At 56.4% G+C, this 5,575-nt stretch carries 8 protein-coding genes and 1 pseudogene; 4 read left to right on the forward strand and 5 right to left on the reverse strand.

What is annotated here, in order from left to right; genetic code table 11:
• The 4 genes and pseudogenes from CPT76_RS01005 to CPT76_RS01020 form a co-directional block, all read right to left on the reverse strand.
• On the reverse strand, positions 1 to 174 hold a 174-nt coding region (locus CPT76_RS01005; RefSeq protein ID WP_146116126.1), incomplete at its 3' end, for a DUF2935 domain-containing protein.
• A 177-nt stretch (positions 175 to 351) separates the two neighbouring features.
• Positions 352 to 1,253, reverse strand: a pseudogene (locus CPT76_RS01010) (LysR family transcriptional regulator).
• Between the two features lie 101 nt (positions 1,254 to 1,354).
• A complete protein-coding gene (locus CPT76_RS01015; RefSeq protein WP_105441637.1) occupies positions 1,355 to 1,753 on the reverse strand; it encodes a DUF6220 domain-containing protein in 399 nt (132 codons plus the stop codon).
• Complete coding sequence (locus CPT76_RS01020; protein ID WP_089545962.1) at positions 1,734 to 1,958, reverse strand: DUF5957 family protein; 225 nt, start codon at positions 1,956 to 1,958, stop codon at positions 1,734 to 1,736. Before CPT76_RS01020 ends, CPT76_RS01015 begins: the two co-directional genes overlap by 20 nt.
• A 361-nt stretch (positions 1,959 to 2,319) precedes the next feature.
• Here CPT76_RS01020 and CPT76_RS01025 point away from each other — a divergent pair, with 361 nt between their 5' ends.
• The 3 genes from CPT76_RS01025 to CPT76_RS38665 all read left to right on the forward strand — a co-directional run bounded on the left by CPT76_RS01025 (position 2,320) and on the right by CPT76_RS38665 (position 4,152).
• Positions 2,320 to 3,009 carry a response regulator transcription factor gene (locus tag CPT76_RS01025; RefSeq protein ID WP_105441638.1) on the forward strand — a complete coding sequence of 230 codons (690 nt, stop codon included), beginning with the start codon at positions 2,320 to 2,322 and terminating at the stop codon, positions 3,007 to 3,009.
• Positions 2,999 to 3,487, forward strand: coding sequence for a hypothetical protein (locus CPT76_RS38655; protein WP_258167956.1), 489 nt, complete (start codon positions 2,999 to 3,001; stop codon positions 3,485 to 3,487). The genes CPT76_RS01025 and CPT76_RS38655 overlap by 11 nt, the downstream gene beginning before the upstream one ends.
• A 257-nt stretch (positions 3,488 to 3,744) precedes the next feature.
• A complete protein-coding gene (locus tag CPT76_RS38665) occupies positions 3,745 to 4,152 on the forward strand; it encodes a sensor histidine kinase (RefSeq protein ID WP_374954587.1) in 408 nt (135 codons plus the stop codon).
• Positions 4,153 to 4,274: 122 nt separating this feature from the next.
• On the opposite strand, the gene CPT76_RS01040 is transcribed toward CPT76_RS38665, so the two are convergent.
• Positions 4,275 to 4,601: an ArsR/SmtB family transcription factor gene (locus CPT76_RS01040; RefSeq protein ID WP_181152644.1), complete on the reverse strand. Its 327-nt coding sequence runs from the start codon at positions 4,599 to 4,601 to the stop codon at positions 4,275 to 4,277.
• A gap of 89 nt (positions 4,602 to 4,690) precedes the next feature.
• Between CPT76_RS01040 and CPT76_RS01045 the strand changes: the two genes are divergently transcribed.
• Positions 4,691 to 5,575: MFS transporter (locus CPT76_RS01045; protein ID WP_219845371.1), on the forward strand; the 885-nt coding region annotated here is incomplete at its 3' end.

Below are 5,575 nucleotides of genomic sequence, written 5' to 3' on the forward strand. Positions count from 1 at the left end.
TCCCTCAGGGAACGAGCGCGCCTGTCCCAGCAGCCGGTCGAACCATTGGACGAACGAAGCCGCCGTCTGCACGTCCTTGACTTCCTTCGACGCCAGAGCGTTGTAGATAAAACGGGCATGATCCCCCAAAATCTGCAGCCAAAACCTGTGCTCAAAGAGCGCCTCTTCATTCATTGCAGGCGTATCCCTCCCATCGATAACGATCCGTCACTGGACAATATATGAGATGGAGCACCCAACTTATGCGTTACAAAAAACCACCCCCGCCGCATACAGCGGCAAGCGTGGCTGCAAAAAGTCATACCTTGGACTACGTCCCAGCACTTCACCCATACTTTTCAAAGTTACGGATCAATCGGAAATCGCTTGGTGCAGCGCTTCGATATACTCCAGCGCCAGCTTGGACAGCGCCGCATTCTGATGGCAGATCCAGCCGACATTGATCGTCTCGTCGCAGTCGAGCGGCACAGGAATAATCTCGTTCCCGTTCAGGTCGGCGCTGAGAACACCGGTTGAGATCGTATAACCGTTCAGTCCGATGAGCAGGTTGAACAGCGTGGCGCGGTCGTTGACCCGGATGCTTTTCGGATGCGTCAGTGTGCTCAGAATTTCCTCGGAGAAGTGAAAGGAGTTGTACTCCCCCTGCTCAAACGACAGGTAGGGATAATCCTGCAGCTGGTCGATCGTCACGATGGACTGCTTGGCGAGCGGGTTATGGACGCTGATAAAAATATGAGGCTGGGCCGTAAACAGGCTCGTGAATTTCAAATTGGCGTCCTTCAGCAGACGATTGATGACCTTGCTGTTGAATTCATTGAGGTACAGAATGCCGATTTCGCTCCGCTGGCTTTTGACATCCTGGATGATTTCATGGGTCTTCGTTTCCCTCAGCGCCAGCTCGTATTCGTCCTGCCCATACTCGTTGACCAAATGCACGAACGCATTGACGGCAAACGCATAGTGCTGGGTCGATCGGAAAAATGCTGCGGCGACGGCTTGGCGTTCATATAGCGGCTCTCCAGCAGCTCTGCCTGCTCGGTCACCTGGCGGGCATAGCCGAGAAATTCGGCGCCTTCCTTGGACAGGGTAATCCCTTTGTTCGTCCGTTCAAAAATCGTAATGTTCAGCTCTTCCTCCAGATCCTTGATCGCATTCGACAGGCTTGGCTGCGAAATAAACAGCCGTTTGGCCGCTTCATTCATGGACCCGCGGTTGGCGACTTCGATGACGTATTTTAACTGTTGTAAGGTCAATGCTACAGCCCTCTCTTTGAAACAACGATATGATCTTCATTTATTTCAAAGTATACCCGGGCACCGGTCCCCTCCACAACTGTTCGGGCATAAATTCCCCATTACTGCCGCGGTGTGCTTCGCAGTGCGGTGTACAGCGACAGCAGGATAAGCACGAGGGCCATCACCGGATGGATGGCGCCCAGCGCAGGCACATGCGCCGTCATGTACTGCATGTCGATCAGAACAAACATGGCCAAACTGAGCCACGCGCTGCCTTTAAAGCATTTTCCCGTAATGGCAAAAATGATCATCAGAAGCGGGGCAAACCCAAAGAAATGAACAAAGTTTTCGTGGAGCCGCCAGTTCACCGGATTCTGGAACACAGCCGACCCTGCGATGTACACCTGAATCGTGATACATGCGACCAATATCCAGGACAGCCCCATAAAGATGCCCCGGGAAATCCGTCTGCCCCCTGAAATTTTATCTTGAGATGGATTAAGATCGATGCTTGTCATGTGGTTTTCCTCCCTTATAATCGGACGTCAACGCGGCGATCCCCGCAAACAACGCAGCCATGATCAGCGGAAGATAAGGTGTCCCGGCCGGCCGGTCATGGATCAGATAACCGAGAGCGGCAATAATGGTTGACAGAAAGATGCCGCAGGCAGCTCCGCCGACGGCAGCCAGCAGTACTTTGATCACATGGTGCTGCTTCAGCATAATCACCCCTCCCCCGTTGAATTGCTTCCATTGCATTGACCGCAATGAAGGCAATGAATTGCGATGGTCTGCGGCGCACCCGTGTTTTGCCGCCTGGAGTTTATTGTAGCAGCGACTTGTTGTGAACCTGTGAAGTTCTCTTGCTGTTGCGATGAAAATGCATCCGGATATTGCGGCTTTTTCCCGGATCTATGCCGGGGTTGTCGGGGGTTTTCCTTCAGGAATGTTGCGAACTTGTTGCGGTTCCTTACGGCTTTGGTGAATTGTCCCCGCATTCGCGGGAACCGGTATATAATGAGGGGGATAAAAGCCGGAAAGGCTGCAACGGCCCGAGGCTCTCGAGATAAAGGAGAATGAACACATGACGCATACTCTGCTGCTTGTCGATGATGAAAAGGAAGTGCTGGCCTTTATGGAGCCGTTTCTCCAGCAGGAGGGATACGAGACGATCACGGCTTTATCCGGCCGGGAAGCGCTCCGGATCGCTGGCGAACGGAAGCCGTCCCTGGTCGTCCTCGACTGGATGATGCCGGGAATGAGCGGCATTGACGTGTGCCGGGAGCTGCGGAAGCTGCCGAAGCTGGGAATCATCATGCTGACCGCCAGAGTGGAAGAAACGGATAAAATCATCGGGCTGGAGGTCGGCGCCGACGATTATTTGACGAAGCCCTTCTCCCTCCGGGAGCTGGTCGCACGAATACGCTCGGTCCTCCGGAGAATCCATGGGGACGAGACTCCGGACGACCGGATCGTGCGGGGAGATTTAACGATATCCGAGGCGCAGTGCCGGGTGTGGAAACGCGGGGAGGAAGTTTCGCTGACCCCGACCGAATTCAAAATGCTCGCCACCCTGGCTTCGCGGCCCGGCATTGTATACAGCCGCCTGCAGCTGCTGGCTGCGGTCGATGACGACCTGCTGAACGACGAGCGGACCGCGGACGCCCACATCAGCCGGATCCGCAAAAAGATCGAGGACGATCCGTCCAACCCGGTGTTTATTAACACCGTGTACGGATTCGGATACCGGTTCGGTGACCGCCGTGAACGTTAGCCGGAAACTGTTTTGGGCCATGGCCGCCTTTATCGTGGTCATGAGCCTGACGTTTATGCTGATCACAAATGCGGTCGTGCACGGGCTGCTGGGCGAGCTGACACCGTCCTCCGACCAAGAGCAAATCAGCCGCCTGTCGCATACCCTCGCCGAATATTATGATCGGCACGGTGGTTCCTGGAACGGTGTTGAGAAGCTGGCCCCTGGCGACTTACTGGAAGAAGTTCAGGACAGCGGCCTGATCTTGTACGACGTCCACGACAGGAAGCTGGCCATCTTCGGCAGCGTGGCCGAGCCCATGATCAGGGGGCTCGGGGTAGAAGACCGCATCGAGACGAATGGACGGGACGTCGGGTCTTTCCGATACTACGACCCGGAAATCAGCGTGATCTCCAAGGTGAAGCTGGGCATTTCACATGGCGTCGGCTTTCTGCTGATCGTCTGCGCTGTCGTGTCTCGTCGCCGACGTCGCGCATGAGCTGCGAACTCCCCTCTCCATCATGAGGGGAAAGGATGGATATGCTGCAGCAGCAAGGCGAAGCGATCGAACCCGAGCAGCTGCTTCCGCTGCAGGATGAACTGATCCGGCTCACCCGGCTCGTGGACGACCTGCATCAGCTCTCCCTGGCCGAGGCAGGCAAGCTGTCGTTTGAGTTCAGCCGGACGGACGTCCGTGCCCTGCTGGAGCAGACGCTCGAGCGGCTTCTGCCCCGCGCACAGGATGCCGGCATTGCCATGACGCTGGTGAGCCAAGCCGGCTCCACGGAAATCCCGGTAGACTCCGGCCGGATAACCCAGGTCTTTCTCAACCTGCTGACCAATGCCGTCCGGCATACGCCGCATGGCGGTTCGATCCAAGTGATCCTGTCGGAGGCACAGAACGCAAACGGACGGCCATGGCTGGAGATCGCGGTGAAGGACACCGGCACCGGCATCGCCCCCGAGCATCTCCCGAACCTCTTCGACCGCTTCTACCGAGCCGATGCTTCCCGCTCGCGGCACAGCGGCGGAATGGGGCTTGGGCTCGCCATCGCCAAGGAGTTCGTCGCGGCGCATCAAGGCACCATCGATGCCGAGAGCTCATCGGGCGAAGGGACCACGTTCCGGGTCCGGCTGCCATACAGGCGGGAGGAGCAGGCCTGAACGCGGGTGACTGCCCTGTCTTGCCTCACATACAAACAACCCCCGACGTTGTCGGGGGTTGTTTGTACTTACGGATAAGGGGCAGGTACCGCATGATCTGTTTCCAAACCCCGCCCCGTTCCCTATTCATACAGCCAGCTTAAATCTTTCGTGAACTGCTTCAGCCTTTCCGGCTGCAGCGAATAATAATGCCGTTTTCCCTCCCTGCATTCCTTGATATACCCCACATCCTTAAGCTCCTTCAAATGGTAGGACAGCTTGGACGGCGACACGTCTCCCAGCTTAAGCTGCAGGTCCGCGGGGCATACGGCCGCAGGCTCGAACGTACAGACAGGAGACTGGAAATCCGACTGCCTGCCCATTTTAATCATCACCAAAATTTTCATCCGGATCGGGTCGCTGAGTGCTTTGGCCGCTTTGGCCATCTCGGTTTCGTAATGGGATCTCATAGAAAATATTATACACGCTATGTATTGACATTTCAATTTTTGTTGAAATATAATCATTTCAAAACATTTTGAAATGAGGTGCTTTTCGCGTGTCATCACGAGACCCGTTGTCAGCAAGTCCAAGGGGCGAGGTCATTACCGCTGCCCATTCTGCCGCCACTCCGGCGATGTCAAAGAAAGCCTTGGTCTGGAGCCTCGCCATCCTCGCTTTCGCCCAGCTGATCTACTCCCTTGACATTAATATCGTCTTTGTTGCGCTCCCCGAAGTGGGCCGTGCACTGGGCTTTTCGGAACAATCCCTTCAGTGGGTCGTCAGCGCCTATACGATTTTCTGCGGCGGCTTCCTCCTTCTTGGCGGACGTGCCGCAGACCAGCTCGGGCAAAAAAGGATGTTCATATCAGCACTGCTCCTGTTCGCGCTAGCCTCCTTGCTTGGAGGGCTGGCATGGAGTCCGCTGGTCATTATCCTGGCCCGAGCGCTGCAAGGTATCGGAGCCGCTTTTCTTTTTCCGGCGACCCTATCCCTTATCAACCGGCTGTATGAAGAAGGACCTAAGCGCAACCGAGCTCTCGCAGTCTGGGGCGGAGCGGGCGCCAGCGGGTTGACCTTGGGCTCTCTCCTCGGCGGCATTCTGACGAACGCCATAGGGTGGGAAGCCGTCTTCTTCGTCAACGTATTGTTTGCCGGCGGTGCGGCCCTGGCGGCACTCGCTGCCATTCCGCGGGACCCTGTCCGATCCGGAAAAGGCAGCTTCGATCTGCCCGGTGCGCTGAGCTTTACCGGCGCTGCGACTTTACTCGTGTATTGCCTCGTTCAGGGACCTGAGGCTGGGTGGGGCTCCGTCGGCATCCTGATATGCGCCCTTCTGTCCCTGGTGTTATTTCTCACTTTTGCCTGGATCGAAAACCGCACCTCCAATCCGCTGATGCCGCCGCGTCTTCTCCGGAGACGGAGCCTGGTCACGGGCATGATC

It is taken from the genome of Paenibacillus sp. AR247, assembly GCF_002968895.1.
Taxonomy (GTDB): domain Bacteria; phylum Bacillota; class Bacilli; order Paenibacillales; family Paenibacillaceae; genus Paenibacillus_AQ; species Paenibacillus_AQ favisporus.

Excerpts from the sequence above, each read along its gene's own strand:
- CPT76_RS01015 (WP_105441637.1), bottom strand. The coding sequence starts at position 1,753 with ATGACAAGCATCGATCTTAATCCATCTCAAGATAAAATTTCAGGGGGC.
- CPT76_RS01020 (WP_089545962.1), bottom strand. The coding sequence starts at position 1,958 with ATGCTGAAGCAGCACCATGTGATCAAAGTACTGCTGGCTGCCGTCGGC.
- CPT76_RS01025 (WP_105441638.1), top strand. The coding sequence starts at position 2,320 with ATGACGCATACTCTGCTGCTTGTCGATGATGAAAAGGAAGTGCTGGCC.
- CPT76_RS38665 (WP_374954587.1), top strand. The coding sequence starts at position 3,745 with ATGACGCTGGTGAGCCAAGCCGGCTCCACGGAAATCCCGGTAGACTCC.
- CPT76_RS01040 (WP_181152644.1), bottom strand. The coding sequence starts at position 4,601 with ATGAGATCCCATTACGAAACCGAGATGGCCAAAGCGGCCAAAGCACTC.